General features: G+C 62.9%; 24 protein-coding genes and 1 pseudogene. 17 read left to right on the top strand and 8 right to left on the bottom strand.

What is annotated here, in order from left to right; all coding sequences use genetic code 11:
* Positions 1–238 precede the first annotated feature (238 nt).
* Together CHC01_RS08070 and CHC01_RS08075 are read right to left on the bottom strand one after the other, a co-directional pair.
* Positions 239–919 (bottom strand): peroxiredoxin-like family protein, encoded by a 681-nt coding sequence (locus CHC01_RS08070; RefSeq protein ID WP_089263840.1) that lies wholly within the window; start codon positions 917–919, stop codon positions 239–241.
* 19 nt (positions 920–938) lie between these two features.
* Positions 939–4,265, bottom strand: a complete 3,327-nt coding sequence (locus CHC01_RS08075) for an adenylate/guanylate cyclase domain-containing protein (protein ID WP_089263841.1) — start codon at positions 4,263–4,265, stop codon at positions 939–941.
* 341 nt (positions 4,266–4,606) lie between these two features.
* Between CHC01_RS08075 and CHC01_RS08080 the strand changes: the two are divergent.
* Positions 4,607–5,101, top strand: a pseudogene (locus CHC01_RS08080) (divalent metal cation transporter); the annotation flags it as partial.
* 56 nt (positions 5,102–5,157) lie between these two features.
* Here the strand turns inward: CHC01_RS08080 and CHC01_RS08085 are convergent.
* The 3 genes from CHC01_RS08085 to hemB all read right to left on the bottom strand — a co-directional run bounded on the left by CHC01_RS08085 (position 5,158) and on the right by hemB (position 7,803).
* Positions 5,158–5,934, bottom strand: coding sequence for an arginyltransferase (locus CHC01_RS08085; protein WP_089263842.1), 777 nt, complete (start codon positions 5,932–5,934; stop codon positions 5,158–5,160).
* Between the two features lie 99 nt (positions 5,935–6,033).
* On the bottom strand, positions 6,034–6,615 hold the full coding sequence (locus tag CHC01_RS08090; protein ID WP_089263843.1) for an RDD family protein: 582 nt from the start codon (positions 6,613–6,615) through the stop codon (positions 6,034–6,036).
* 126 nt (positions 6,616–6,741) lie between these two features.
* On the bottom strand, positions 6,742–7,803 hold the full coding sequence (hemB, locus tag CHC01_RS08095) for a porphobilinogen synthase (protein ID WP_089263844.1): 1,062 nt from the start codon (positions 7,801–7,803) through the stop codon (positions 6,742–6,744).
* Positions 7,804–8,033: 230 nt separating this feature from the next.
* Between hemB and CHC01_RS08100 the strand changes: the two genes are divergently transcribed.
* The 6 genes from CHC01_RS08100 to CHC01_RS08130 all read left to right on the top strand — a co-directional run bounded on the left by CHC01_RS08100 (position 8,034) and on the right by CHC01_RS08130 (position 12,232).
* A complete protein-coding gene (locus tag CHC01_RS08100) occupies positions 8,034–8,513 on the top strand; it encodes a DUF6163 family protein (protein WP_089263845.1) in 480 nt (159 codons plus the stop codon).
* A gap of 55 nt (positions 8,514–8,568) precedes the next feature.
* Positions 8,569–10,134, top strand: a complete 1,566-nt coding sequence (locus CHC01_RS08105) for an AMP-binding protein (protein ID WP_089263846.1) — start codon at positions 8,569–8,571, stop codon at positions 10,132–10,134.
* 339 nt (positions 10,135–10,473) lie between these two features.
* Positions 10,474–10,986, top strand: coding sequence for a transcriptional regulator LdtR (gene ldtR / locus CHC01_RS08110; RefSeq protein ID WP_068732529.1), 513 nt, complete (start codon positions 10,474–10,476; stop codon positions 10,984–10,986).
* A gap of 201 nt (positions 10,987–11,187) precedes the next feature.
* Positions 11,188–11,544: a hypothetical protein gene (locus CHC01_RS08115; RefSeq protein ID WP_089263847.1), complete on the top strand. Its 357-nt coding sequence runs from the start codon at positions 11,188–11,190 to the stop codon at positions 11,542–11,544.
* A 200-nt stretch (positions 11,545–11,744) separates the two neighbouring features.
* A complete protein-coding gene (locus tag CHC01_RS08125) occupies positions 11,745–11,975 on the top strand; it encodes a hypothetical protein (RefSeq protein WP_089263849.1) in 231 nt (76 codons plus the stop codon).
* Positions 11,976–12,010: 35 nt separating this feature from the next.
* On the top strand, positions 12,011–12,232 hold the full coding sequence (locus CHC01_RS08130) for a hypothetical protein (RefSeq protein WP_068732570.1): 222 nt from the start codon (positions 12,011–12,013) through the stop codon (positions 12,230–12,232).
* Positions 12,233–13,189: 957 nt separating this feature from the next.
* On the opposite strand, the gene CHC01_RS08135 is transcribed toward CHC01_RS08130, so the two are convergent.
* A complete protein-coding gene (locus CHC01_RS08135; protein ID WP_089263850.1) occupies positions 13,190–13,558 on the bottom strand; it encodes a nuclear transport factor 2 family protein in 369 nt (122 codons plus the stop codon).
* 222 nt (positions 13,559–13,780) lie between these two features.
* Between CHC01_RS08135 and CHC01_RS08140 the strand changes: the two genes are divergently transcribed.
* The 9 genes from CHC01_RS08140 to CHC01_RS08180 all read left to right on the top strand — a co-directional run bounded on the left by CHC01_RS08140 (position 13,781) and on the right by CHC01_RS08180 (position 23,135).
* Positions 13,781–14,407 (top strand): glutathione S-transferase family protein, encoded by a 627-nt coding sequence (locus CHC01_RS08140; RefSeq protein ID WP_089263851.1) that lies wholly within the window; start codon positions 13,781–13,783, stop codon positions 14,405–14,407.
* Positions 14,408–14,755: 348 nt separating this feature from the next.
* Complete coding sequence (glyA, locus tag CHC01_RS08145) at positions 14,756–16,057, top strand: serine hydroxymethyltransferase (RefSeq protein WP_089263852.1); 1,302 nt, start codon at positions 14,756–14,758, stop codon at positions 16,055–16,057.
* Between the two features lie 72 nt (positions 16,058–16,129).
* Positions 16,130–16,612 carry a transcriptional regulator NrdR gene (gene nrdR / locus CHC01_RS08150; RefSeq protein WP_068732542.1) on the top strand — a complete coding sequence of 161 codons (483 nt, stop codon included), beginning with the start codon at positions 16,130–16,132 and terminating at the stop codon, positions 16,610–16,612.
* Positions 16,609–17,769 (top strand): bifunctional diaminohydroxyphosphoribosylaminopyrimidine deaminase/5-amino-6-(5-phosphoribosylamino)uracil reductase RibD, encoded by a 1,161-nt coding sequence (gene ribD / locus CHC01_RS08155; protein ID WP_089263853.1) that lies wholly within the window; start codon positions 16,609–16,611, stop codon positions 17,767–17,769. Before nrdR ends, ribD begins: the two co-directional genes overlap by 4 nt.
* A gap of 121 nt (positions 17,770–17,890) precedes the next feature.
* A complete protein-coding gene (locus CHC01_RS08160) occupies positions 17,891–18,502 on the top strand; it encodes a riboflavin synthase (RefSeq protein ID WP_089263854.1) in 612 nt (203 codons plus the stop codon).
* A gap of 100 nt (positions 18,503–18,602) precedes the next feature.
* Positions 18,603–19,094, top strand: a complete 492-nt coding sequence (ribH, locus tag CHC01_RS08165) for a 6,7-dimethyl-8-ribityllumazine synthase (RefSeq protein WP_089263855.1) — start codon at positions 18,603–18,605, stop codon at positions 19,092–19,094.
* Positions 19,095–19,097: 3 nt separating this feature from the next.
* Positions 19,098–19,610, top strand: coding sequence for a transcription antitermination factor NusB (nusB, locus tag CHC01_RS08170; protein ID WP_089263856.1), 513 nt, complete (start codon positions 19,098–19,100; stop codon positions 19,608–19,610).
* A 2-nt stretch (positions 19,611–19,612) separates the two neighbouring features.
* Positions 19,613–20,611 (top strand): thiamine-phosphate kinase, encoded by a 999-nt coding sequence (gene thiL / locus CHC01_RS08175; protein ID WP_089263857.1) that lies wholly within the window; start codon positions 19,613–19,615, stop codon positions 20,609–20,611.
* 403 nt (positions 20,612–21,014) lie between these two features.
* A complete protein-coding gene (locus CHC01_RS08180) occupies positions 21,015–23,135 on the top strand; it encodes a sodium-translocating pyrophosphatase (RefSeq protein ID WP_089263858.1) in 2,121 nt (706 codons plus the stop codon).
* Here CHC01_RS08180 and CHC01_RS32960 read toward each other — a convergent pair.
* On the bottom strand, positions 23,132–23,392 hold the full coding sequence (locus tag CHC01_RS32960; protein WP_244558270.1) for a hypothetical protein: 261 nt from the start codon (positions 23,390–23,392) through the stop codon (positions 23,132–23,134). The genes CHC01_RS08180 and CHC01_RS32960 overlap by 4 nt on opposite strands.
* On the opposite strand from CHC01_RS32960, the gene CHC01_RS32965 reads away from it, so the two are divergent.
* Complete coding sequence (locus CHC01_RS32965; protein WP_244558271.1) at positions 23,391–23,633, top strand: hypothetical protein; 243 nt, start codon at positions 23,391–23,393, stop codon at positions 23,631–23,633. The genes CHC01_RS32960 and CHC01_RS32965 overlap by 2 nt on opposite strands.
* A gap of 85 nt (positions 23,634–23,718) precedes the next feature.
* On the opposite strand, the gene CHC01_RS08190 is transcribed toward CHC01_RS32965, so the two are convergent.
* On the bottom strand, positions 23,719–26,091 hold the full coding sequence (locus CHC01_RS08190; RefSeq protein ID WP_089263860.1) for a xanthine dehydrogenase family protein molybdopterin-binding subunit: 2,373 nt from the start codon (positions 26,089–26,091) through the stop codon (positions 23,719–23,721).
* Between the last annotated feature and the right edge of the window lie 118 nt (positions 26,092–26,209).

The following is a 26,209-nucleotide window of genomic DNA, read 5'->3' on the forward strand; positions in this document are numbered from 1 at the left end:
CCGCGTGAGCTCCATGACAGTCCGGCATGCCAGCGTCAGGCTTCCGTGACGCGACATCGCCTGAGCAATGTGGCGCGTGACGACAGAATCGACCAGTTTCGACGATTGCAGACGACACATCCTTCGATGCCGCGGTGACTGCATAGGGTCCCAGCAAAGCGTAGATGCTTCCTTCGGCGACAATATGCGTTTGCAGGCTGAGTGGATCGGCCTCCAAGGCGACGTTGAGCGAAATGCCTTAGCCTGCAACCTCGGAAGCCGCCGACATCAGCTCTCGCGGAGTGGGAGCCCCGAACATGCGATTGCCCCCCTCAGGAACTTCGGTAAAGCTCCAACGTACGATGCCCTCCCGGTCAAGCAGGAATTGGCCAAAGAGCTGACCCTGGCCAGTTGTCAGCATGTGCTCGTCGGCTTCGGTTATTTCGTAGCCGTCCTTCGTGTTGAGAAGATCGGCCGCCGCCATCGGATTCATCGGCTCGGGCAGTTCGCCCGGCATGTCCATCCGCATGCTCATGACGGCGTTCATACCCAGCTTGCGCGGCCATTCGGTTTCGCTCTCCGTGAACTCGAGATTGGGCAAGCCAAACGCGCGGTGCGAGACGCGCTCGGGGTCGGACGCGGCGAGCAGATTGGGCAAGGGATGATACCGGAAATAGAGCCGCGCACGGTCGATAGGCGTGTTGACCACCACGAGACTCTCGACGCCTTTCTCGCGCAGGGCCGGGTCAAGTTGCGCCTGGGCCGCGAGATGGCGCCGGCAGAACGGGCAGTGCAGGCCTCGAAACAAGCCGACCAGTACTGGGCTGTGGCCGCGAAAGTCATCAAGCGCGATCTTGCCGTCACGTGTGATCGCATCCAGCACAATGTTCGGTGCGCGGTCGCCCGGGTGGAGTAACCCATCGACATGATGCTCAGACATGGTCAACCTCCTCTACTTGCTAATCAAGAAATGGCAGTACGACCAGCGCTTCGGGATCAAGCCCGTGCCGGGCGCAGACATCGTGCGCCAGAGCAAAATACCGCTCGGCCTCAGGCATGTCGCCTCGATCGAGGTTCAGCGTCGCGAGACCATCATAGCATGGAAAGAGCTGCTGGGGTTCGCCCGTTTCCTGCGCCACCTCAATTGCTTCATTGTAGCAGCGGGCGGCAAGTTCCGGCTGGCCATGGCATTGATGAATTTGCCCGAGCACAATCAATGGCACAGCGAGATGTTCGCGCTGATCAAGCGCACGGTCGAGTTCGATCGCCTTTTCGGCCGCCGGCACGCCTTCGTCGGCACACCTGTCCGTGAAGGTGCAACAGGCGACAGCGAGATTGACAAGGAGACGCGCCTGAAAACCGAGATCGCCGATCCGGCGGGCGACATCAAGACCGCGCCGGCATACTTCCATGGCTTGCGCCGGATCGACCATCGTGTAGAGCACGCCAAGATTGGTGTAGCCGCGGCAGGCTGCGCTGAGAAGGCCAGCGGCTTCGGCAACTGCGACGCTTCGCTCCACCTCGCGAACGGCCTCCTGGCTTCGGCCCAGCCGCGCCAATGCAACCCCCTTGGTATTGAGCGCCTCCGCGGTGGCGCGAGCCGCTTCTAGTCCGGCTTGCTTGTCTACCTCCGGCGGCACGGATTGAGCGTAGCCAAGCGCATCGTCTGCCCATCTCGCGGCCGCAGCATGATCGCCGATGCGAAACGCGAGGTGGCCGCGCTCCTGTAACAGGTGCGCCCACTCGATCGGCGCGTCCGTTCCTTCGAGCAACGCAGCCGCCTCGGCGTAATGCGCCTCCGCCCCGTTTCGTTTGCCGGCGTCCCACATCAAACGGCCAAGCTTGCGAAGTATCCGCGCTCCGGCGGCGCGGTCCCCGGCCGCGCGGTGGGCCTCCAATACCGTCTGGTAATGTTCGTCGGCCGTGTCACGCCGGCCCGCCGTTCCACACAGGTCGGCAATTCGTTCGTATAGCACAAGCCGTTCCGGTCCTTGATCGCCAGCGGTCAGCAAGACGGCGAGGGCCTGCTGATAGAGGCGGATGGCGTCGTCGTTGGCATAGATCGCGCGTGCGCGATCGCCAGCCGCGCTCAGGTAATGTGCACCCTTCGGCTTGCTCGCGCTGAGGCAGAAATGATGTCCCAGTAGAGAGAGGTCTTCGAGCCGCTCCGGATCATCTCCGCACAGCCGCTCCAGGGCAGCACCGATCCGCCCATGCATCTCAATGCGCCGTTGCAGAAGGAGGTTTTGGTAGATCACATCCTGAAGCATGGTTTGCGTGAAACGATAGGATTGCAGCGAAATCGAATTTGCGCCCGCGATCTCCTCGATGATCTCGGCGTCGCACAGCAGTTCAAGCCCTGCCTCTACTTTCGCCGGGTCGGTCGCTGTGGCACCGAGAAGGGCCGCATCAAAGCGCGGCCCGATGACCGCTGCCTCTTGGGCCAACCTGCGCACGCCGTGTGGCAGTCGGTCCACTCGCGCGAGCAGCAACGCCTGAATGCTCGCCGGGATGTCAGCAGCCGTTTCATCGGACTTGATCTGCCAATGCGAGCCGTCACGTTCCAAAACGCCAGCTTCGATGAGACCGCGTATGATTTCTTCAACGAACAGCGGATTCCCGCTCGCGCGTTCGAGAATTCGATTGAACAGATTGCCGGATGATCCATTCCAACCGTCACCGAAGAACGCCGCGAGCAGCTTTTGTCCGTCGGCGATGCCAAGGGGTGCCAGCCGCAGTGTTGTATGGCTAATTCGACTTGAGTCGAGCTGGTCCATTTCAAGTGTCGGCCGGTGTGTGAACAATAGCATCAGCCGCCCGCGCTCCAGCCGATCCATCACGAACCGCAGCGCCTCAAGCGATACGGCGTCGGCCCAGTGCAGGTCCTCGACAATGATCAGGAGGGGCGATAGGGCCAGACGCCGTTCGAAGACGGTGCGGATCGCGAAAAAAATCTGCCGTCGAAGCTGTTCCGGTTCAACGTGCTGCAGGGCGTCGTCGGGGTCGCAGAGACCAAGAACATAAAAATAGAGGGGCATCAGCCGCTCGACCTCTTCGGTCGCCATGCCCAGCCCCGACAACGCTTCGGCTAGCTTGGCTTGCGCCTCTGCCGCCGAAGCCTTGTGCGCGATGCCGTAGGCGCTACGCAGCACTGCGGCAAGAGTACCGTAGGATTGCTCGCCCAGCGGCGAGCAAGCGGCCCGCCGGATCGCCACGCCTGCGAAGCGATCCTCATCGCGAGCGCGGGTAACGAATTCATCCACTAGGCGCGATTTTCCGATGCCGGCTTCGCCAACCAGCCGCATCAGCTGGGCAGCTCCGCCACACGCCAGATCAAGGCCCCCCATCATACGGGCCATCTCCGCGTCGCGCCCGATCAGCGGCGCGCTCAGGCCCAGTATCTCGAGTCCGCGTGCCGCACGCGGTGTCTCGAGCGGGCCCCTCAGACGATGGACCAGGACGCTGCCTGCCTTGCCGCGCAGCGCAACGTCGCCGAGAGATTCATACGAGAATGCATGCCGGGTGAGGCGGTAGGTCAGCGGTCCCACCAGCACGTCGCCCGGGGGGGCCATCGACTGCAAGCGTTGAGCGGTATTCACCGTGTCGCCGGTCACTGAATAGGACTTGGCAACGCCTGCGCCCAATCCACCCGCAACCACGTGCCCGGTGTTGATTCCGATATGAAGCATGAGCGGCGATCCGGCAGATATCTTCGAACGTTCGCTCAAGCACGCCGTCCGCTTGATCATGTCGAGGGCCGCGCGGAGTGCCCGCTCAGGATCGTCCTCGTGCGCGGCCGGCGCACCAAACAGAGCGAGTAGCGCATCGCCAATGAATTTGTCTACGAAGCCGCCGAAATTTTGCACGGCTGCGGTCAGTTCCTCGAATAATTCGTTCTGAAACGCCTGCACGACTTCCGGGTCGAGCCGTTCGCTCATCGTGGTGAAGCCGCTGAGGTCGGCAAACAGCACCGTGATGGTGCGGCGGTTAGCTTCGCTGTCGACCTTATGGAGCGTCCGCCGGGGTGCGCGCTCGGGCTCGACAAGCATCAGCGCCGGTGAACGGGCGCCAGTCGTGACCGTCGCCGGAATTGTTGGCGATGACGGCTCCCGCTGGTTGCCGGCCTTGGGGGCGTGATCGACGCGGGCGCCGCATTTCGGGCAATACGCAAAATCCGGTGCGCACGCGTAGCCGCAACTGGGGCATGGGTCCGGCTGCTTCGCGCCGCATTTTGGGCAGAACGCAAAGCCGCTCTGAACCTCGAAACCGCAACACGAGCAGTTCATGGATCAAGACCTCGCGGAAGCCGCGATGGCACGATCTAATCCTGGACCTCGTCGAACAGGCCCTGGATCCTTGGTAACAATGGGCTTGTGGCGCCGGAAGAGCAAGCCATGGCTGCGGCCCTGCCAGCGCGCATGCGCGACCGGGATCATCGATGCCGCTTATCGGGCCTCGACTACGCGCGGCGTAGTCCTGCCGCGCTGGATTTCGCGATCTCCCGCGTGAGCTCCATGACAGTCCGGCATGCCAGCGTCAGGCTTCCATGACGCGACATCGCCGGAGCAATGTGGCGCGTGACGATCGGATCGACCAGTTTCGACGATTGCGACGGCACTCCTTCGATGCCGCGGCGTCCTTCCATACGTCAGGTCATGCCGATGTGGCCGAGATCGGTCAGGCTTACGAGTTGTTGTCGCCGTTGCTAGGTCTCGGCATCGCATCGACGCTTTTCGCGATCGCACTGCTGGCATCCGGCCTCAACTCGACGGTAACGGTAACGGCAACGCTGGCCGGCCAGATCGTGATGGAGGGCTTTCTCCGGCTGCGCCTGCCGAACTGGGCGCGCCGGCTCGTGACTCGCGGCATCGCTATTGTTCCGGTCGTGGTCGTCACCGCGCTCTATGGCGAACGCGGCACCGGACAACTCCTCGTCTTCAGTCAGGTCATCCTGTCGATGCAATTGCCATTTGCAGTCATCCCGCTGGTGCGGTTTGTCTCGGATCGGCGAAAGATGGGTGACTTCGTAATTTCGCGGTCGGTCGCCACGGTGGCATGGATCATCGCTGGCATCATCGTGATCCTGAACTGCAAGCTGCTTTACGACACCTTTTTCGGCTGAAGCCTTGAAATCCAGGACGGTCGCGGATGATGCCGGGCGGTCGTCAGCCGGGCCAGCTAATCCTGCGGCTCGGGCATCGTCTCGCCTGTCGCGTCCACGCGCAGCCATCCTGATGGGGCCAGCCGTTGCTGCGGCAGGTAGCGGCCCTTGTAGTCCATCTTCTTGGAGCCTTCGATCCAGTAACCGAGATAGACGTAAGGCAGGCCGAGCCGCCTGGCGCGGGCGATGTGGTCGAGGATCATGAAGGTGCCGAGCGAACGGCTTTCCTCGCCTGGCTCGAAGAACGAGTACACCATCGACAGCCCATCGCTGAGTACATCGGTCAACGCGACCGCGAGCAGGTCCTCGCCGCGGCCGGTGATGCCTGTATCCGGGCCGCGGCGGCGATATTCGATGATGCGGGTTTCGACGTGGCTGTCTTCCACCATCATGGCGTAGTCGAGCACGGTCATGTCGGCCATGCCGCCATGGCGATGGCGCTGGTCGAGATAGGCGCGGAACACCGAATACTGTTCGGAGGTCGGCACCGCGCTGCGCTGCTCGCCGATCACGTCGGCATTGCGTGCCTGGATCTTGCGGAAGTTGCGGGACGGCTTGAACTCATTGGCGATGACCCGGACGGAGACGCAGGCGCGGCACTGGTCGCAGGCCGGGCGATAGGCGATCGACTGGCTGCGCCGGAAGCCGCCATGGGTGAGCAGGTCGTTGAGATCGCCGGCCTTGTCGCCGACCAGATGGGTGAAAACTTTCCGTTCGTGCCGGCCCGGCAGGTAGGGGCAGGGCGACGGCGCCGTGAGGTAGAATTGCGGAGTGTCGCGGGAGTGCTGGGTCACGGGTTGCCGTCGGTCTCCGAAGCAGTTTGGCGTAGCATCGCGCCGGCCGGGCAAACGGTCAATCGCTTTGCCCAGCCAAGTTGGCGTCAATCGCGGCTGTTAGTAGGCGCGGCCGGGCGGCTGGGCGTAAGCGGCGCGGACCACGGAATTATTCACCACCACGGTTCCCAGCACGAGGTCGTGCAGCAACTGGCGGCGGCCGTTGAGCAGGCCGACCACCAGCACCAGCGGCGTGAGTAGCGACACCGAGGCCCAGAACAAGACCGCGTGTGCGGCGCCAAGCACGAAGTAGCCCGGCGTGCCTGAGAAGGTGCGCATCTGCAGATCCATCATCCGCATGCCGACGGTGGCCGAATGCGGCCCGCCCAGCGACATGCCGTAATAGACGACTGGCCAGATCACCGTCGCAGGTGAGATCAGCCAGAACAGCGCCCAGCCAAGGCCGAGGGTGACGACGCCGAACAGGAGAATGAATACCCAAGCCAGCACGATCGGAATCGACAGCACCACGAGATCGATCAGGAAGGCGACAACGCGGCGCATCAGCACGCCGCGGAACAAATCCGGCTGCGCATAGGGATCGAAGGCATGGGCGCGGGGCGGGGTACCGGCACTGCGCCAAGTATCGCCTTGCCAGCTTCCGTTGTTGGGGCCGCCAGCATTCGGGCCGGTATCAGACATGACGCATCCCTCCGTTTGCATCCTCACGGTCCATCACATGGATATCACCAGACCGCGCAACAAGTGCGCGGAATCGTTACAGACTGTCCATGACGTAAATCAGGCGAGGCTTGAGCGCGGATGCGCTCAGCGCGCAGCCTTGATGCGTTCCGCGGCATGCGGCGCGAAATAGGTCAGCACGCCATCGGCGCCGGCGCGCTTGAAGCCGAGCAGGCTTTCCATGATGGCGCGGTCGCCGTCGATCCAGCAGTTATTCGCGGCGGCCATGATCATCGCGTATTCGCCCGACACCTGATAGGCGAAGGTCGGAACCGCGAACGTGTCCTTCACGCGGCGCACAATATCCAGATAGGGCATGCCCGGCTTGACCATGACCATGTCGGCGCCTTCGGCCAGATCGAGTTCGACCTCGCGCAGCGCCTCGTCGGAATTGGCGCTGTCCATCTGATAGGTACGCTTGTCGCCGGTCAGCGTCTTGGCCGAGCCGATGGCGTCGCGGAACGGGCCGTAGAAGGCCGAGGCATATTTCGCGGCATAGGCCATGATCTGCACGTCGAGGAAGCCGGCGTCATCCAGCGCCTCGCGGATCGCACCGACACGGCCGTCCATCATGTCCGATGGCGCAATGATATCGCAGCCGGCTTCGGCCTGGACCAGCGCCTGCTGGACCAGCACGGCGACGGTCTCGTCGTTGAGGATCTTGCCGTTCTGGATCAACCCGTCATGGCCGTGGCTGGTGAACGGATCGAGTGCCACATCGCAGAGCACGCCGAGATCGGGGAATTCCTTCTTGATGGCGCGCACGGACTGGCAAACCAGATTGTTGGCGTTGCAGGCCTCGGTGCCCATCTCGTCGCGCAGCGACGGGTCGGTATAGGGGAACAGCGCGATGCAGGGGATGTCCAGCTTCATGGCACGCTCGGCATCGCGCACTGCCTGATCGACGCTGAGGCGTTCCACGCCGGGCATCGAGGCAATCGCCGCGCGCTGGTTGTCGCCATCGATCACGAAGAGCGGCCAGATCAGGTCGTCGGTGGACAGCACGTTCTCGCGCACCAGCCGGCGGGCCCATTCGGACTTGCGGTTACGGCGGGGGCGGGTGGTCAGGCCGAGGGAGGGGGCGTCATAAGCGACCGGGCGGGGGGCGTGATCGCGCAATTCGATGGGGCGCCCGAACTTGATTGCCATAATACCGTCTCTCCCGCGGGCCTTCGTGAGGTCGAAAGCCCCTTAAATTCGACCTGTTCTAAGTCTAGCACCTTGATGCCCCGGCGTCACCGCGATCATGCACGTCATGCGCGCGTGACGTGACGGGCTGGGTCATTGATTTTGCAGGCCCAAAGGCTCACAAAAAGCCCCCATGAATCGCTCAAACCATCGCCCAGCCGTCCAGTTCCCACCCGTGAGATCGCATTCGCATGTCTGAGCAGATGCCGCGCGACCTCGGGTCGAGAGACCCCACGTCGCGGGACCATGCCATGTCGGTTGCGGCGATCTCGTCCGGACGCATCGAATCCGACGAGAACATCTGGACCCGGCGCCTGGTCCTGTTCCTGCGCGTGATGGCCGTCGTCTCGATGATGCAGGGCCTTTATCACTGGGCGCAGGTCACCGGCTTTGTCGGCACCGAGGATGACGCCTTCGAGGTCCAGACCATGGGCTGGCAGACCGCCACGGTCTATTTCGCCGTCATCGAGCTGGTCAGCGCCGTCGGCCTCTGGCTCGCGACGCCATGGGGCGCCGTCGTCTGGCTGACAACCGTGGTGTCCATGGCGGTTATCGAGCTGATGTTTCCGACCATCTATGGCGGCAACCTCCTGATCGTCGGCGTCCAGGCTGCGTTTCTCGCAGGCTACCTTGCGCTGGCATGGATGGCGGCGCGCGAACGGCCGCCATAGGCTCAGGACGTCAAGCAGAGGCCTCGCAGAAGGCCCTGCATTCAGGGAGGTCATTTTGAACCAGCTTTATTCCGGCGGCACCGCCGGCAGCATCATTGTCAGCGCCATCGCCCGCTATGGCGATCAGCCTGCGCTCGCGGACGGCCATGTCCGCTGGAGCTACCGCGAATTCGGCGACGTGGTCGCGCGTTTCATCAGCCTGTTCCGCAGCCTTGGCCTGAAGAGGGGCGATGCGCTGTCCATTCTCTCCGGCAACCGCGCTGAGAGCTGGGCCGCGATATCAGCCGCCGCCGTGATGGGCCTGCGCTACACGCCGCTGCATCCGATGGCCGCCGAGGACGACCACGCCTTCATTCTCGAGGATGCCGAGATCTCCGCGCTGATCGTGGAGGCCGGCAAGTTCGCCGCGCGCGGCCTCGCGCTGCGCAGCCGCGTGCCGGGCTTGAAACACTTGCTGTCCTTCGGCGCGCTCGATGGCGCGCGCGATCTCCTGGCCGAACTGCCCAATGCGACGCCGGCGCCGCTGGTCGACGAGAGCAGTACCGGCGATATCTGCTGGCTGGCTTATACCGGTGGCACCACGGGCCGCTCCAAGGGCGTGATGCTGCCGCATCGCGTGCTGGTGGCGATGTCGCTGGCGATCTATGCGGATTGGGACTGGCCGGCCGATATCCGCTATCTCGCCGCGACGCCGATCAGCCACGCCGCCGGCATCACGCTGTTTCCGGTGATGCTGCGCGGCGGCTTCGCGCGGCTGGTGCAGGGCTTCGATGCGGAGACCTATTGCCGCGTGGTGCATGAGGAAAAGATTACCGCGACCTTCCTGGTGCCGACGCTGATCTATGCGCTGATCGACGCGCCGGAGCTGCGCGCCAAATACGACATGTCGTCATTGCAGATGATCGTTTATGGCGCGGCGCCGATGTCGCCGGACCGATTGCGCGAGGGCGTTGGCATCTTCGGCAATGTGTTCGTGCAGCTCTACGGCCAGACCGAAGCGCCGCAGATCATCACCACCATGCGCAAGATCGATCACGACGACAGCAAGCCGGGCCGTCTCGGTTCCTGCGGCCGCGCCAATCCGATGGTCGAGGTCAAACTGTTCGATGCCGAGATGCGCGAAGTGGCGACAGGGGAGCCCGGCGAGATCTGCGTGCGCGGCTCGCTGGTGATGGATGGTTACTGGAAACGGCCGGATGCCACCGAAGACGCTTTCCGCGGCGGCTGGCTGCACACCGGCGATGTCGCCGTAAAGGACAGCGACGGCTTCTTCTATATCGTCGACCGCACCAAGGACATGATCATCTCCGGCGGCTTCAACATCTATCCGCGTGAAGTCGAGGATGCCTTGATGGCGCATCATGCGGTGGCGTCTGCTGCGGTCATCGGAATTCCCGATGCGAAGTGGGGCGAGGCGGTGAAGGCCTTTGTCGTGCTGAAAGCCGGCGCGAATAATTCCGCGGAGGAACTTCGGGCGCATGTGAAAGACAAGCGCGGCGCGCCGTGGTCGCCGAAGACCATCGATTTCGTCAGTGAGATCCCCGTGACGGGCCTCGGCAAGATCGATCGCAAGGCTTTGCGGGCGCCATATTGGGACGGGCGAACGCGCGGAGTTGCGTAAAATTGTCGAATTAATTTTCGGGGCGTTGGCGGTAAGACTTCGGTCACCCTAACGCCCCGGTTACGAACCTTACGCGAGTGTTTCGAATTTTAGGCAAGCTGTTCCGCTATGCGACAGATCGGGCGGACAAAGCTGGAACATGGGCTCTGCAGCGTGAATCAAACCTTGCGAAAACCCCTTGTTTCACCGGCTTAATCTCAGATTCACTGTCTCAAATTCATGATCTCTTTATTGTCTTATTTAAGCGGTTCTTCAAACGCTCCCCCTTAAGTTGGCCCTATCAGACGGGACACAAGTTTCGTCGAATAAGTCGATAAAAACGACAACAGGGGTAGTGTCATGATGAAGACCGTTGCGACGGTGGAAAGCGTCGATCTCGTTCCGGGCCAGGCGCCGGTTCAGCCGCTTTATCTGGAAGCCTTGACGTTGGTGGAGCGTCTGCATCGCCGCCTGCTCGATGTCATCAAGGATGAATTCGATCGCCGCGGCCGCGCTGATATCAATTCGGTCCAGGCACTGCTGCTCTACAATATCGGCGACAAGGAATTGACCGCCGGCGAGCTGCGCACCCGTGGTTACTATCTCGGCTCCAACGTGTCCTATAACCTGAAGAAGCTCGTCGAACTCGGCTTCCTCGATCATCAGCGCTCGCGCGTCGATCGTCGTTCGGTTCGCATCCGTCTGACGGCGCAGGGCCAGGAAATCCGCCACATCGTCGACGCGCTGTATCAGAAGCACGTCAAGACGGTCGAGCAGGTCGGTGGCATCTCCAACGAGGAATTCGCGACCCTCAACAAGTCGCTGCACCGCCTCGAGCGCTTCTGGACCGACCAGATTCTGTATCGTCTCTGAGACTTTCGACCTCCAAGTCGCCGAACCACTGCCGACGGATTGCCCTCCGAAAGCACATCGAAATGCGCGCAAGACGCATGCGACACTGAAATTGATCAAGGCGCCCTCGCAGGGCGCCTTTTTCTTTGGCGTTACGCGCATCCCACGCTTGCTGAACGAAAACACCTCCAAGACAGACACAGAGATATTGGAGATGATTTCATGAAGCGCTTGTTGATCTTTTTGCTCCTCTTTCCTGCCGTTGCGACTGTCGCGTTCTACGCAGTGACGTACATCCTGACCGGCGCAGCGGTGGATAGCGGTACAGGGCCGGTGTTCATGTATCTCGTCTTTATTGTGCCGGGGCTCCTGGTCGCTTTGCTCGACTGGCTGATTGCCAGAACATCCATGCCTGCGGTCATGACGACGACACTTCTTGCCTACGGTCTATCGGTGTTGGTGATGGCCTTGCTTCTCGGCTCCAGCAAGCAACTCGTGGTACTCGGTCTGATCGGCGCAATTCCAGCCGCCGTGTGTTCGTGGCTGTCAAATAAGCCAGAGGAAATCGTAAATGCGTGAGCGATGCATCGCTCGTGCCAGGCCTTGATGGGTTTTGCGGAGTTTATCATCGGGCGCGCTTCGCGCGACGCCTTGGCTCTTGCCGTCCTGCGCTTCCTTGGAGGAGAGCGCTCCGTTCTGCCGCTCGCGAAATTTCCTTCGTCTCTCGTGGAACCGGTTCCATTCTCGCGGCTTATCGCTTCGTCGGAAGGGATCAAGTCATGCTGGTCGAACGCGGTCTGAAAGTGATGAATGTCGAGGCGGTGGGCGACGCCTATGCCATCGCTGCGAACTACCTGCGCAAGTCCGGCGCGATCCCCGATACTTATCTCACCAACGATCGGCTGCTCGAAATCATCGTCCGGATGTTTCATCGCGGCGAAGACAACAAGCTTCGCCTTGCGAACAGAGCGATCGCGCAATTCCAGGCTGCACGGGCTGAAGCTGCGTAGCCGGTTTTCTGATGTCCAACGGGGAAAATGACGACATGCAGATTGCCATCGACCGCATCATGCACACCTATGACCTGATGATGAGCCGCACCCAGGCGGCATCGGACGAAGCCCGCACCAAGGTGACCGACTATGTGCAGTCGCTGTTCGACGGCGGCGAGAAGGATCCGCACCGGCTGACGGTGTTCGGCTTGACCTATTTGCGTGAGCTCGATGGCAGCAACGATCCGGTGAAGGCCGGGTTTACCGGCCTTTGAGGGAGTAGGGCGCAATAGCGCTGCGTTTAAGCGCTGGCGCCCTGTCAAACAGCCACTGCTTTTCAGACATGCGTCATCGCCCCCATTGTTTGCGGCGCGGGGGCGCCGTCGTCTTTTGCATTCCCACCCTCTTGTGAGAGGGCGTGCGGAACGCCGGGTGCCCGTTGCACCCTTGGGCCTGATGCGAATGCGGTCTTCCGCAATAGTGAATGCATCAGGACTTTCGGAGGCGCCGAGCCAGTGCCCGACGTTCCGCCTGCGGTGTTTTTTCGGTTGCTTGCACTTTGCCTCGACGAACGCTCCGATCGCGAATTAAAGTCCCAAGGCGATGGGAAGGGAGCCTCAAGCGACTAGGCCGAACGCGTTTTGACTTGGTCGTCCGTCACACTGTCCAGGGGTCTGTCCATCCAAGGCCGGCCGTCTCCTTGCCAGTGGCAGTGCTGGCGCAGATCCGTCCTGCCCGAAGACAGACGTCCCCCATGAACCGCGTAACGCCGCATCTCCGGCGTCCACCGCATCCCACCCCGCGAACGTGACGATCGCGATCGCCCCTCTCGGTGGGGCAGGACAGAGGGGAATATAATCAAGTTAGGGATGCAGTCAACGGGAGATAGGAAAAAATGTTTGGGTGCGCTCAGCCCGAGTCCGCCTCACACTCGTCATTCCGGGGCGCGGCCGGCACTTGCCGGACGCGAACCCGGAATCCCAGCATGGGAGTCTCTAGTCAGCGCCAAACACGTCGGGATTCCGGGTTCGCGCTCTGCCGGCTTCGCCGGCGACGCACGCCCCGGAATGACGATGGTGGCTGAACACATCGGGATGCCGGCTCATGCCGACCGCTTCGCAGTCCGGACTGCCCTCGGGCACACCAGTTGGTGGGGAATGACGAGCGGGACGCGATGCGCTCATCACATATGTGCTCATCGAAGCACTGTCGTCGCGGTTCTGCTACTCGAACTATCGCTCGACAAGATGCGCGCGCGAGACTGCAGGTTCAAACCGATCGGCGAAATACTGCGTTTCGTTGGCCACCCGTCCTTCGCGGAACTCCATGATGCTCACCGCGTAGGATGGTATACCGTCATAGGTCAGGATGAATTCGGTGATCCATAATTCGCCGCTGCCGATAATCCGCCGAACCGTAAAACGTTTCTCGTTTGGCTGGACAAGCCGGCTCATCTGAATGTTGTGCCGACCGCGGATGCGCTCCCCCGATTGAGGATAATAAAGCATCGCATCCTCATGGTAGATGTCATGTTCGATATCGAAATCGTTCGCGTCCGATGCAGTCCAATGACGCTCCAGGGCGGCCCGTACATCGTCCATCTCAACCTCCTGCGATAAGCCTCAGGTTGGCGGCTTGGCTTGGTGCAGAGGGGAAGGAGAGCCGAACCTCTCCACAACGACAGACAGTCGCCTTATCGGCAAACTAGCATGGAAAAGCTCGCGAAGATTTTCTTGTTCGCTGTTTCCGCGCGATAATCCTCGAAGACTTCTCTCACGCCGACGGTCTACAGATCAGGCCGAGGACAACACAAGGACACGCCCATGCTCACGCTTCATCATCTCAACGACTCCCGCTCGCAGCGGATCATCTGGCTGCTGGAAGAGCTCGGCGCGCCCTATGATCTGAAGACCTATCAGCGCGATGCGCAGACGCGGCTGGCGCCGCCGGAACTCGAGGCGGTGCATCCGCTCGGCAAGTCGCCTGTCATCGTCGACGGCGATGTGACCATCGCGGAATCCGCAGCCGTCGTCGACTACGTCATCCGCCGCTACGGCAAGGGCGCGATGCGGCCGGCGGAGGGCACGCCGGAGCATGAGGCCTATCTCGAATGGCTGCATTATGCCGAGGGCTCGGCGATGTTGCCGCTGATGCTCAATCTCTATGTGTCCCGCCTGAAGGAGGCCGGCGCGCCGCTGCAGCCGCGGATCGACAGCGAGATGGCCCGGCATCTCGGTCATGCCGACCGCGCGCTGCAGGGCCGCGCGTTCTTCGTTGGCGACAGCCTGACCGGCGCGGATATCCAGATGAGTTTCGTCGCCGAGGTTGCCGGCAGCTTCGACCGGCTCAAGGCCTATCCCGACCTGGCCGCCTGGATTGGCCGGATGCATGCCCGCCCGGCGTTCCAGTGCAGCGTAGAGAAGGGCGGGGCATACCGGCTGGCGAAATAGGGCGATTGGGGTCTTGGACGACGCTGGCCCCACACTCGTCATTCCGGGGCGGGAGCGGCGCCGAAGGCGGCGAACCCGAGCCCGGAATCCCGAGGTGTTTTGCGCTGAACATGTCGGGATTCCGGGCTCGAGCTCTCAGCTTCGCTGAGATATCGCCCCGGAATGACAGTGAGAGTACCGATCAGCTTGTGCAATCGCCGCATTTACCCCGCTGCCTAAATATCGCGCCCTGAACCGCAAAACCTTGGCCCCGCCAGCCAGATATGGTATTCGGGGCACCGTTTCCTGATCGCCACTCGTGACCGTCCGCACGCCGAAAGAAGGCCGCGGCGGTGGAGATATTGCCCTATGACCACTTCGGCCAAAACCGGCTCCGCGCCCGACTCGTTCTTCTCCGCCACGCTTGCTCAGGCCGATCCCGAGATTGCCGAGGCGATCAAGGGTGAACTCGGCCGCCAGCGTCACGAGATCGAGCTGATCGCGTCGGAAAACATCGTCAGCCGCGCCGTGATGGAAGCGCAGGGCTCGGTGATGACCAACAAATATGCCGAGGGCTATCCGGGCGCGCGCTATTATGGCGGCTGCGAATTCGTCGATATCGCTGAGAACCTCGCCATCGAACGCGCCAAGAAGCTGTTCGGCGCCCAGTTCGCCAATGTGCAGCCGAATTCCGGCAGCCAGATGAACCAGGCGGTGTTCCTGGCGCTGCTGCAGCCGGGCGATACCTTCATGGGTCTCGACCTCGCAGCCGGCGGCCATCTCACCCACGGCTCGCCTGTCAACATGTCCGGCAAGTGGTTCAAGCCGGTGCACTACACCGTGCGCAAGGACGACCAGATCCTCGACATGGACGCGATTGCCAAGCAGGCCGAGGAGGTGAAGCCGAAGCTGATCATCGCCGGCGGCTCGGCCTATTCGCGCTCGTGGGACTTCAAGCGCTTCCGCGAGATCGCCGACAGCGTCGGTGCGTATCTCCTCGTCGACATGGCCCACTTTGCTGGCCTCGTTGCCGGTGGCGTCCATGCCTCGCCGGTGCCGTATGCCCATGTCACCACGACGACGACGCACAAGTCGCTGCGCGGCCCGCGCGGCGGCCTGATCCTCACCAATGACGAGGCGCTGCACAAGAAGCTGAACTCGGCGATCTTCCCGGGCCTGCAGGGCGGCCCGCTGATGCATGTCATCGCGGCGAAAGCCGTGGCCTTCAAGGAAGCGCTGCAGCCGGACTTCAAGGTCTATGCCAAGAACGTTGTCGAGAATGCCAAGGCGCTGGCCGAAACGCTGCGCGCGCAGGGCTACGACATTGTCTCGGGCGGCACCGATAACCACCTGATGCTCGTCGACCTCCGGCCGAAGGGCCTGAAGGGCAACGTCTCGGAGAAGGCACTGGTCCGCGCCGGCATCACCTGCAACAAGAACGGCGTGCCGTTCGATCCGGAAAAGCCGTGGATCACCTCGGGCATCCGTCTCGGCACCCCCGCCGCGACGACGCGCGGTTTCGGCATTGCCGAATTCAAGGCAACCGGCGAGATGATCGCCGAAGTGCTGAGCGCGGTGGCGCAGTCCGGCGACGGCAGTGCGCCGCTGGTCGAAGCGGCCGTGAAGGAGAAGGTCAAGGCGCTGACGGATCGTTTCCCGATCTATCAGTAAGGCCTGCTACGAGGCGGAGACCTGCGCGGTCAGAAGGTCGCGCAGGAATGGCTCTTTGGAAGGTTCTTTGGAATGCGCTGTCCGAACTGCAATAGCCTCGATACGCAGGTGAAGGACTCGCGTCCCGCGGAAGATTCCGCCGTGATCCGCAGGCGGCGCGTCTGCGTCACCTGCAACTTCCGCTTCACCACCTTCGAGCGCGTGCAACTGCGCGAGCTCACGGTGATCAAGCGCAATGGCCGCCGCGTGCCGTTCGACCGCGACAAGCTGGTGCGTTCGCTGTCGATCAGTCTGCGCAAGCGCCCGGTCGATCCGGAGCGGGTGGAGACCATGGTCTCGGCCATCGTGCGCGAGCTGGAAAGCGGCGGCGAGGCGGAGATTTCGTCGGAGACCATCGGCGAGATCGTGATGGAGCATCTGCGCGGGCTCGATGACGTCGCCTATGTGCGCTTCGCCTCGGTCTATCGCAATTTTCGCGAGGCCAAGGACTTCGAGGCCGTGCTCGGCGAATTGCATGCCGACGACGACGGCCGGCCGGTGGTCGTCCGAAAATGATCTTCCGTATCCTGGAAGATCAATACGCGCAAAAATCCCAAGAGGCGAAAGCAACCGACCTGCGCTTCATGCAGCTGGCGCTGACGCTTGGCCGGCGCGGGCAGGGCCGGACATGGCCCAATCCCGCGGTCGGCGCGGTCATCGTGAAGGATGGTGTTATTATTGGCCGCGGCTGGACGCAGCCCGGCGGCCGTCCCCATGCCGAGCCTGTCGCACTTGCGCAGGCCGGCGAGGCCGCACGCGGTGCCACGCTCTATGTGACGCTGGAGCCATGCTCGCATTTCGGCAAATCACCCCCTTGTGCCGATGCGATCGTCGCCGCGGGCATCGCGCGCGTCGTTGCGGCAATTGAAGATCCCAATCCGGACGTGGCGGGCCAAGGCCATGCACGGCTGCGTGCCGCTGGCATCAGGGTCGATGTCGGGCTCTGTGCCGAACAGGCCGCACGCGATCACGCCGGGCATTTCCGCCGCGTGCGCGACAAGCGCCCGCATGTCGTGTTGAAGCTCGCGGTGTCGCCGGATGACAAGATCGCGGCAGCCGGTCACAAGCCTGTCGCCGTCACCGGCGAGATGGTGCGGTCGCGCGTGCATCTCTTGCGGGCGCAATGCGACGCCGTGCTGGTCGGCATGGGCACCGTCATCGCTGACGATCCCGAACTGACCTGTCGCTTGCCGGGCATGATGAAGCGCTCGCCGGTGCGCGTGGTGCTCGACCGCGCGCTGCGCATGTCCGGTAACAGCAAGCTCGTGCATTCGGCGCGCACGACGCCGCTCTGGGTGATGACCTCCAGCCTGTCGGAAGCGCCTGCCGCGATGGCGCTGGGCGCTGCCGGCACGCAGGTGCTGCGTGTGCCGACTACGATCGCGCCGCCGCCAGGGCTGGATTTGCTCGCCGTGCTGCATAGCTTGTCGGAGAAGGGCATTACGAAGCTGCTGGTGGAAGGCGGATCGAAAGTTGCGTCGTCTTTCGTGGCGGCGGGGCTGGTCGACGAGGTCTGGCTGTTTCGCGGGCCGAAGGAGATCGGCGAGGGTGGCATCGCCGCGCTGGATGCATTGCCGCTATCGGCGATCACCGGGTCGCCGGACTTCGTGCAGCGTGCTAGCGAGACGATCGAGAGCGACACTCTGACGATTTACGAGCGGGCCACTGCCTAGCTCCGTCATGGCCGGGCTTGTCCCGGCCATCCACGCCTTCCTTCGTGGGCAAGGCGTGGATACCCGGCATTCGCCGGGCATGACGAAATGAGAGAGCGTGCGAGATTGAGAGACTAAAAACATGTTCACCGGCATTGTCACCGACATCGGCGAGATCGAGAGCCTGACGCAAGTGGCGCAGGGCCAGCTCCACCGGCTGCGCATTCTCTGCGACTATGATCAGACCACCATCGCCGATGGCGCCTCGATCGCCTGCAATGGCGTCTGCCTCACAGTGGTCGGCTCCGGCGTGGCGAATGGCAAAACCTGGTTCGACGTTGACGCTGCCGCCGAGACGCTGGGCATGACCACGGCGAAGCACTGGAAGCTGGGCACCCGCCTCAATCTCGAACGCGCGCTGAAGATCGGCGACGAGCTTGGCGGCCATATCGTCGCCGGCCATGCCGATGGCATCGCCACCATCGTATCGCGCGAGAACCTGCCGGACATGGCGCGGATCACCTTCCGCACCACGCGCGAACTGGCGCGTTTCATCGCCACCAAGGGCTCCATCACGCTGGATGGCGTGTCGCTGACGGTGAATACCGTCGATGACGTGCAGTTCGCGGTGCTGATCATTCCGCACACGCTGAGCGTCACCACGCTAGGCAAGGCATGGAATGAAGGCGCCGAGGTCAATATCGAGGTCGACCTGATGGCCCGCTATGCGGCGCGGCTCAGCGAAATGAAATAATTCGAGGCTCGATCAGCCCCTATCAGCCCTTGGCATATGGCGCCGCTGCGCCTAAAACCCTGCACAATCAACCAATTCTCGCAAATTTGACGGAATACCGATGGCAGACGCGCGACGCGCTCATTTGCAGGACCAGACCGACATCACGGGCGCTCGCGTCCTGATCGTCGAGGCGCGGTTCTATGACGACATTCAGGATGCACTGCTGGAAGGCGCGATCGTCGAGCTGAAGGCAGCCGGCGTCACCCATGACGTGTTGACGGTGCCGGGCGCGCTGGAAATTCCCTCGACCATCGCGATTGCAGTCGATGCTGCCGCGAAAAGCGGCAAGCCTTATGAAGCGGCAATTGCGCTGGGTTGTGTCGTGCGCGGCGAGACGTTCCATTTCGAGATCGTCTCGATGGAGTCGTCGCGCGGGCTGATGGATTTGTCCGTCGATCTGCGGCTGCCCCTCGGCAACGGGATCATCACGGTGGATACCGACGAGCAGGCCTGGGCGCGCGCGCGCGCCGGTGAATTGAACAAGGGTGGGGACGCAGCCCGCGCCGCGCTGTCCGTGCTGCGCATCAAGCGCCGTCTGGCGAAGGCTTGAGTGATGGCTGACAAGAAAGCCGACTTCAAGAAGCCCGTGCCGAAAGGCGACCGCAAGGCCAACCGCCGCGGTGCCGCGCGTCTCGCCGCGGTGCAGGCGCTGTATCAGATGGATATCGGCGGCGCGGGCATCAACGACGTCTTCGCCGAGTTCGAGAGCTTCTGGCTCGGCAGCGAGATCGAGGGCGACCAATATCTCCCCGCCGAAGAGGCGTTCTTCCGCGACATCGTGTCCGGCGTGGTGCGCGATCAGAACAAGCTCGATCCGCTGATCGACGACGCGCTCTCCAGGGGGTGGCCGCTGCAGCGGATCGAGGCGATCCTGCGCGCGGTGATGCGCGCCGGCGCCTATGAGCTGGAACATCGCAAGGACATTCCCGGCCGCGTCGTGGTGTCGGAATATGTCGATGTCGCGCATGCCTTCGTGGAAGGCGACGAGACCGGCATGGTCAATGCGGTGCTCGACCAGATCGCCCGGCAGTTTCGCGCGGAAGAGTTTTCGCGCGCAGGACACTGATCATGTCAGCCGGGTCCAACGCATCCGGCGAAGACACCCTGATCGCGCGCTACTTCAAGCCGCTTGCGACTGATCCTGGCGCGTTCGGGCTGACCGACGACGCCGCGGTACTCAAGGCCGACGGCGAGGATATCGTCGTCAACACCGACGCCATCGTCGAGGGCGTGCACTTTCTCGCCGACGATCCCCCGGACACCATTGCGCGCAAGGCGCTGCGGGTGAACCTGTCAGACCTCGCCGCCAAGGGCGCAGTGCCGGCCGGCTTTGTGCTGACGCTGGCGCTGCGGACACATGATGAGACGTGGCTGACGGAATTCGCGCGCGGTCTCGGCGAAGACATCGCAACATTCGGCTGCGCATTGCTCGGTGGCGATACGGTCTCGACGCCGGGACCGCTGATGGTCTCAGTCACCGCCTTCGGTCGCGTTCCGGTGGGCAAGATGGTCCGCCGTCACGGCGCGGCGGTGGGGGACCGCGTGGTCGTGAGTGGCACGATCGGTGATGCCGCGCTTGGCCTTGCGGCGCTGAAGGGCGGCGCGGTCGCGACGGCGCTGGCTGGTGACAGTAACGCACATGACGCGCTCGTGGCGCGCTATCGCGTGCCACAGCCACGCAACGCGCTCGCATTGGCGGTGCGCGATTTCGCGACGGCGTCGATGGATGTCTCTGACGGATTGGCCGGCGATCTCGCCAAGCTCTGTGCGGTGTCGGGCGTCTCTGCCGTCATCGATGCATCGGCTATTCCGCTGTCGGATCCGGCGGCAGCACTGCTGGACCGCGGTGTGATCGGTCTCGAAACGGTCGTTGCCGGCGGCGACGATTACGAAGTCCTCTGCACCATCCCAGAGAATCGCACGACCGGTTTCGTGCAGGCCGCGCATCAGGCGGGCGTGCGGGTCGCGGTCATCGGGACGATTGTTGCAGGTGCGTCATCGCCCCGCTTCGTCGACCAGGCGGGCAGGGACATCGCGTTGAAGCGCCTGTCTTACAGTCACTTCTGACTAGCCTCACTGTTCCGGCAAGCGCGGACCTAACCTCTCCCCGCATCTTGCGCGGGGAGAGGTCGCCGCGTCTTCGCGGCGGGTGAGGGGCGGGGAAGGATGTGTACATCCGGCACGTCGTCTCAGTTCGCGATCCGTTGGATCTGGATGGTGAGGGGCCGCTGCCATGCCCCTCACCCGACCCGGCTTCGCTGCGCTACGCCGGATCGACCTCTCCCCGTGCAGAACGGGGAGAGGTTAAGAGCCCCTCCAAAAATCCTGCATTAGCCCATTGGCAGCGTTGCACGGCGATACCGATTTTGCCATGCTCATCAAACGAGAGGCCGTCCTCACGTGCTGGGCAGGCCTCCTTTTTATGCGCCAACTAACAAGGCGCCGGGCAGGAAGGACTGAGGCAGATTCCATGACAGCATTGTGGGTGATCGTGCTCTGCGGGGCACTGTCGATCGTTTACGCGATCTGGGCGACGAGTTCTGTGTTGAAGGCCGATGCGGGTAACGCACGGATGCAGGAAATAGCAGAGGCTGTGCGGGAGGGCGCACAGGCCTATCTGAAGCGACAATATCTCACCATCGGCATCGTCGGCGTCGTGATCTTCGCGCTGCTGGCTTACTTCCTCGGCATGCTCGTTGCCTTCGGCTTCTTGATCGGTGCCGTGTTGTCGGGCGCAGCCGGCTTCATCGGCATGAACGTCTCGGTGCGTGCCAATGTCCGCACCGCGCAGGCGGCGACGATCTCGCTGGCCGGCGGCCTCGAACTCGCCTTCAAGGCGGGGGCCATCACCGGCATGCTGGTGGCGGGTCTGGCACTGCTCGGCGTCACCATCTACTTTGCCTATCTCACGCACGCCCTCGGCCTCGCTGCCAACAGCCGCACTGTCATCGATGCGCTAGTGGCGCTCGGCTTCGGCGCGTCGCTGATTTCGATCTTCGCGCGTCTCGGTGGCGGCATCTTCACCAAGGGCGCTGACGTTGGCGGCGATCTCGTCGGCAAGGTCGAAGCCGGGATTCCCGAAGACGATCCACGTAACCCGGCAACGATCGCCGACAACGTCGGCGACAATGTCGGCGACTGCGCCGGCATGGCCGCCGACCTGTTCGAGACCTATGCGGTGACCGCGGTCGCCACCATGGTTCTGGCCGCGATCTTCTTCGCGAGTTCGCCATTGCTGGTCAACATGATGACGCTGCCGCTCGCCATTGGCGGCATCTGCATCCTGACCTCGATTGCCGGCACGTTCTTCGTCAAGCTCGGTGCCAGCCAGTCGATCATGGGCGCGCTGTATAAGGGCCTGATCGCCACCGGCGTGTTGTCGCTGTTCGGCGTTGCCGCCGTGATCTACTGGCTGATCGGTTTCGGTCCGCTGGCCGGCGTGAAGTATACGGGTCTGGCGCTGTTCCAATGCGGCGTCGCCGGCCTCGTCGTCACGGCGCTGATCATCGTGATCACCGAATACTACACCGGCACCGACTATCGGCCGGTGAAGTCCATCGCGCAGTCGTCGGTCACCGGCCACGGCACCAATGTGATCCAGGGTCTGGCGATCTCGATGGAGTCGACGGCGGGTCCGGCGATCGTCATCATCGCCGGCATTCTCGTCACCTACAGCCTCGCGGGCCTGTTCGGTATCGCGATTGCCACCACGACGATGCTGGCGCTGGCCGGCATGATCGTGGCGCTCGACGCCTTCGGTCCTGTCACCGACAATGCCGGCGGCATTGCCGAAATGGCCGGATTGCCGAAGGAGGTCCGCAAGGCCACCGACGCGCTCGACGCGGTGGGCAACACCACCAAGGCGGTCACCAAGGGCTATGCCATCGGCTCGGCCGGCCTCGGCGCACTGGTGCTGTTCGCGGCTTACAATGAAGACCTCAAATTCTTCATCGCCAATGCCGCGAAGTATCCGTACTTCAAGGATGTGCTGCCGGACTTCTCGCTGACCAATCCCTATGTGGTGGTCGGCCTGCTGTTCGGCGGTCTGCTGCCATACCTGTTCGGTGCGATGGGCATGACGGCCGTGGGCCGTGCGGCCAGCGCCATCGTCGAGGAAGTGCGTCGTCAGTTCCGCGAGAAGCCGGGCATCATGCAGGGCACCGACAAGCCGGATTACGGCCGCGCGGTGGATCTGCTGACCAAGGCCGCGATCAAGGAAATGATCATCCCGTCGCTGCTTCCGGTGCTGTCGCCCATCGTGGTGTACTTCATCATCTACGCCATTGCGGGGGGCGGCGCAGTCGGCAAGTCGGCGGCATTCTCGGCGGTCGGCGCCATGCTGCTCGGCGTGATCGTCACGGGTCTTTTTGTGGCGATCTCGATGACCTCGGGCGGCGGTGCCTGGGACAACGCCAAGAAGTACATCGAAGACGGTCACTTCGGCGGCAAGGGCTCCGACGCCCACAAGGCTGCGGTGACCGGCGACACCGTCGGCGATCCCTACAAGGACACGGCGGGCCCCGCGGTGAACCCCATGATCAAGATCACCAACATCGTGGCGCTCCTGTTGTTGGCGATTCTCGCGCACTAGACGGCGGCAACGGCCAATGTAAAAGTCTCGCGGTGAAAGCCGCGGGACTTTCTTTTTTGGTCATTTTGAAAGACGAAAACGATGCGTGGAATTGGCGTTGCTTTATTCGCGGTGTTTGCTTTTTCAACGCCTGTTCTCGCCGCCGCAGAAAAATGCCCCATCAGTGATGCAGCCGAAGCGAAGGCCGGCGGCCTCCACCAAGCCATTGAGGCCGCGATGAAGGCCGAGTTCAGCTGCGAAGGCGCATATCGGATCATGGAACTCTGCCAGCTCGGTTCGTCCGGCGATAATGCGTTCTCGACCATTGTGCTGTCGAAATGCGAACCACGGTTCTTGCCGAAGGCGCTGCCCGCGACCAAGGCGGCCTATCAGAAGGCGCGTGCGAAATGCAACAAGATCGCGGAGAAGAACGAGGGCTCGATGTATCAGAGCCAGGCCGCGGTCTGCATTGCGCGATCCGGGCGGGATTTTGCGCGGAAGTACGGGACGAAGAGCTAGGCCGCTGTCGGCTTTGGGTTTCTGCTCATCTATAGCAAAAAGCCCCGCGATCCGATCGCGGGGCTTTTTGTTGAGTTGGTCGGGCTTACGCCGCCTTGCTCTGCTTGCCGTCCTGGATGGCGCGCCAGATGCGCTCGGAGGTCAACGGCATGTCGATATGCGTGACGCCGTAATCGCTGAGTGCATCGACCACCGCATTGACGATGGTGCAGAGCGAGCCGGCGCAGCCGGCTTCGCCGCAGCCTTTGGTGCCCAGCGGGTTGGTGGTTGCAGGCGAGGGATGATCGCCGACCAGCATCAGCGGAATGTCGCCGGCGCGGGGCATCGCATAGTCCATGAACGAGCCGGTGATCGGCTGGCCCGACGCGTCATAGCTGACTTTCTCCATCAGCGCCTGGCCGATGCCCTGAGCGACGCCGCCATGCAACTGGCCGGCGACGATCATCGGATTGACGATGGTGCCGAAGTCGTTGACCGCCGCGTAATTGACGATGGTCAGCACACCGGTGTCGGGATCGATCTCGACTTCGGCAACATGACAGCCGTTCGGGAATGTCGAGGGCACGTCCGATGAGGTGTGATCGACGTCGAGCGAGGAGGGCACGCCGTCCGGCATCTTGCCCTCGCGCACACGCTGCGACAGTTCCATGATGTCGATGGAGCGGTCGGTGCCGGCAATCGTAAAGCGGCCGGCCTTGAACTCGATATCGGCTTCGGACGCTTCCATCAGATGTGCGGCGGCAGCCTTGCCCTTGGCAATGACGAGATCCGAGGCCTCGACGATGGCCTGGCCCGATGCGGTAATCGAACGCGAGCCGCCAGTGCCATTACCCATGCGCACGAGGTCGCTGTCGTTCTGCTCGAGCCGGATGGCCTCGAACGGCACGCCGAGCTGTGCCGACAAGACCTGTGCGAAGGGCGTGGCGTGACCCTGGCCGTAATCCAGCGTGCCGGTGGTCAGCGTCACGGTGCCGTCATCGCCGAAGGTCAGTTTGCCGAGTTCGCCTGACGGCGGCGCGGTGACTTCGAGATAGGAGCCGACGGCAATGCCGCGGAGCTTGCCGTTCTTGCGGCTATCTTTCTTGCGCCTGGCGAAGCCGGCGTGATCGGAAATTGCCAGCGCCTTGTCGAACACGCCCTGGAAATCGCCGCTGTCATAGGTGACGCCTGAGGCGGCCGCGAAGGGCAGTTGCGACGGCTTGATGAAGTTGCGCTTGCGCAGCGTGAAGCGATCGATGCCCATCTCATCGGCAGCGCGGTCGATCAGCCGCTCCATGAAGTAGTTTGCTTCGGGGCGCCCGGCGCCGCGATAGGCGCCCATCAGCGTGGTGTTGGTGAGCACGCATTTGATGTCCACCGACAGCAGCGGCGTCTTGTAGACGCTGGCGAGGTTCTTGCCGGTGTTGAGCGACAACGGGCTTGGCGACACGCCGGTGATGTAAGCGCCGAGATTGCCGTAGCCTTTCAGGCGCACCGCGAGAAACTTGCCGTCCTTGTCGAGGGCGAGTTCGGCATGGATATCCTGGGCGCGGCCCTGGCTGTCGGACAGGAAGCTGGACGAGCGCTCGTCGAGCCATTTCACCGGCTTGCCCAATTCCTTCGCCGCATGCAGCAGGCAAATATATTCGGGATAGCTGATGTTCTTCATGCCGAACGATCCGCCGACATTGTCGGTGAGGATGCGGACCTTGTCGGGCGCGACGTTGAGCTGCTTCGCCAGCGTATTGCGATTGCCGGCGACGCCCTGGGTCGGCACCTGGATCACGTAGCGGCCGCCGGATTTCTCAAAGGTCGCCAGCGCGCAGCGCGGCTCCATCGACACCACGGCGACGCGGGTGTTCTCGATGTCGAGTTTGGTGACATGGGCGGCAGAGGCGAATGCGGCCTCGACGGCGGCGGTGTCGCCATAGTGATAGTCGAGCGCGACATTGTTCGGGATGTGGTCGTAGAGAACAGGCGCGCCGGGCTTCGTTGCGGCTTCGCAATCGGTGACGGCGGGCAGGGCGTCGATGTCGAGCACGACGGCTTCGGCGGCGTCGCGCGCCTGCGCGACTGTTTCAGCCACCACGAAGGCAACGGGGTCGCCGACATAGCGCACCTTGTCGGTCATCAAAGCATGGCGATTGGTCTGGAACAGCGGGGTGCCGTCCTGGCTCTTGAGCGGCAGGCCGCAGGTGAAGGGGCCGTAATTGGCGGCTTCGAGATCCCGGCCGGTCCAGACGCCGCGGACACCCGGCATCGCCCTAGCGGCCTCGGTATCGATGCCGCGGATCACGCCATGGGCATGGGGACTGCGGACGATCCAGGCATAGAGCTGGCCGGGCAGGTTGACGTCGTCGGTATATTTGCCCTTGCCGCGGACGAGGGTGTCGTCCTCTTTGCGGCGGACAGGCTGGCCGACCCCGTATTTCTGCATGGCGATGGCGTTGTCGACGGGCGAGCCGGTAAAATCTTGCATGATGAATCCATCAAATGTGGATGATTCCAGGATTTGGCGCGGGGGCGCGCCCCTGTAAGTCCCTGAGATAAGGCAGCGTGACCTGTACGACAACGGACGATTGGGCATGGGGGGGTGC

Source organism: Tardiphaga sp. OK246, assembly GCF_900188215.1.
GTDB classification, from domain to species: Bacteria; Pseudomonadota; Alphaproteobacteria; order Rhizobiales; family Xanthobacteraceae; genus Tardiphaga; species Tardiphaga robiniae.

Coding starts and splice junctions, on each gene's coding strand:
- thiL (WP_089263857.1), top strand. CDS start 19,613: ATGTCAGCCGGGTCCAACGCATCCGGCGAAGACACCCTGATCGCGCGC.
- CHC01_RS08100 (WP_089263845.1), top strand. CDS start 8,034: ATGTCTGAGCAGATGCCGCGCGACCTCGGGTCGAGAGACCCCACGTCG.
- CHC01_RS08160 (WP_089263854.1), top strand. CDS start 17,891: ATGTTCACCGGCATTGTCACCGACATCGGCGAGATCGAGAGCCTGACG.
- CHC01_RS08125 (WP_089263849.1), top strand. CDS start 11,745: ATGCTGGTCGAACGCGGTCTGAAAGTGATGAATGTCGAGGCGGTGGGC.
- glyA (WP_089263852.1), top strand. CDS start 14,756: ATGACCACTTCGGCCAAAACCGGCTCCGCGCCCGACTCGTTCTTCTCC.
- CHC01_RS08075 (WP_089263841.1), bottom strand. CDS start 4,265: ATGAACTGCTCGTGTTGCGGTTTCGAGGTTCAGAGCGGCTTTGCGTTC.
- CHC01_RS08070 (WP_089263840.1), bottom strand. CDS start 919: ATGTCTGAGCATCATGTCGATGGGTTACTCCACCCGGGCGACCGCGCA.
- ribH (WP_089263855.1), top strand. CDS start 18,603: ATGGCAGACGCGCGACGCGCTCATTTGCAGGACCAGACCGACATCACG.
- nrdR (WP_068732542.1), top strand. CDS start 16,130: ATGCGCTGTCCGAACTGCAATAGCCTCGATACGCAGGTGAAGGACTCG.
- ldtR (WP_068732529.1), top strand. CDS start 10,474: ATGATGAAGACCGTTGCGACGGTGGAAAGCGTCGATCTCGTTCCGGGC.
- CHC01_RS08115 (WP_089263847.1), top strand. CDS start 11,188: ATGAAGCGCTTGTTGATCTTTTTGCTCCTCTTTCCTGCCGTTGCGACT.
- hemB (WP_089263844.1), bottom strand. CDS start 7,803: ATGGCAATCAAGTTCGGGCGCCCCATCGAATTGCGCGATCACGCCCCC.
- CHC01_RS08140 (WP_089263851.1), top strand. CDS start 13,781: ATGCTCACGCTTCATCATCTCAACGACTCCCGCTCGCAGCGGATCATC.
- CHC01_RS32960 (WP_244558270.1), bottom strand. CDS start 23,392: ATGATCCGATATGCGCCTTCGCAGCTGAACTCGGCCTTCATCGCGGCC.
- nusB (WP_089263856.1), top strand. CDS start 19,098: ATGGCTGACAAGAAAGCCGACTTCAAGAAGCCCGTGCCGAAAGGCGAC.
- CHC01_RS08130 (WP_068732570.1), top strand. CDS start 12,011: ATGCAGATTGCCATCGACCGCATCATGCACACCTATGACCTGATGATG.
- CHC01_RS32965 (WP_244558271.1), top strand. CDS start 23,391: ATGGAACTCTGCCAGCTCGGTTCGTCCGGCGATAATGCGTTCTCGACC.
- CHC01_RS08090 (WP_089263843.1), bottom strand. CDS start 6,615: ATGTCTGATACCGGCCCGAATGCTGGCGGCCCCAACAACGGAAGCTGG.
- ribD (WP_089263853.1), top strand. CDS start 16,609: ATGATCTTCCGTATCCTGGAAGATCAATACGCGCAAAAATCCCAAGAG.
- CHC01_RS08135 (WP_089263850.1), bottom strand. CDS start 13,558: ATGGACGATGTACGGGCCGCCCTGGAGCGTCATTGGACTGCATCGGAC.
- CHC01_RS08190 (WP_089263860.1), bottom strand. CDS start 26,091: ATGCAAGATTTTACCGGCTCGCCCGTCGACAACGCCATCGCCATGCAG.
- CHC01_RS08180 (WP_089263858.1), top strand. CDS start 21,015: ATGACAGCATTGTGGGTGATCGTGCTCTGCGGGGCACTGTCGATCGTT.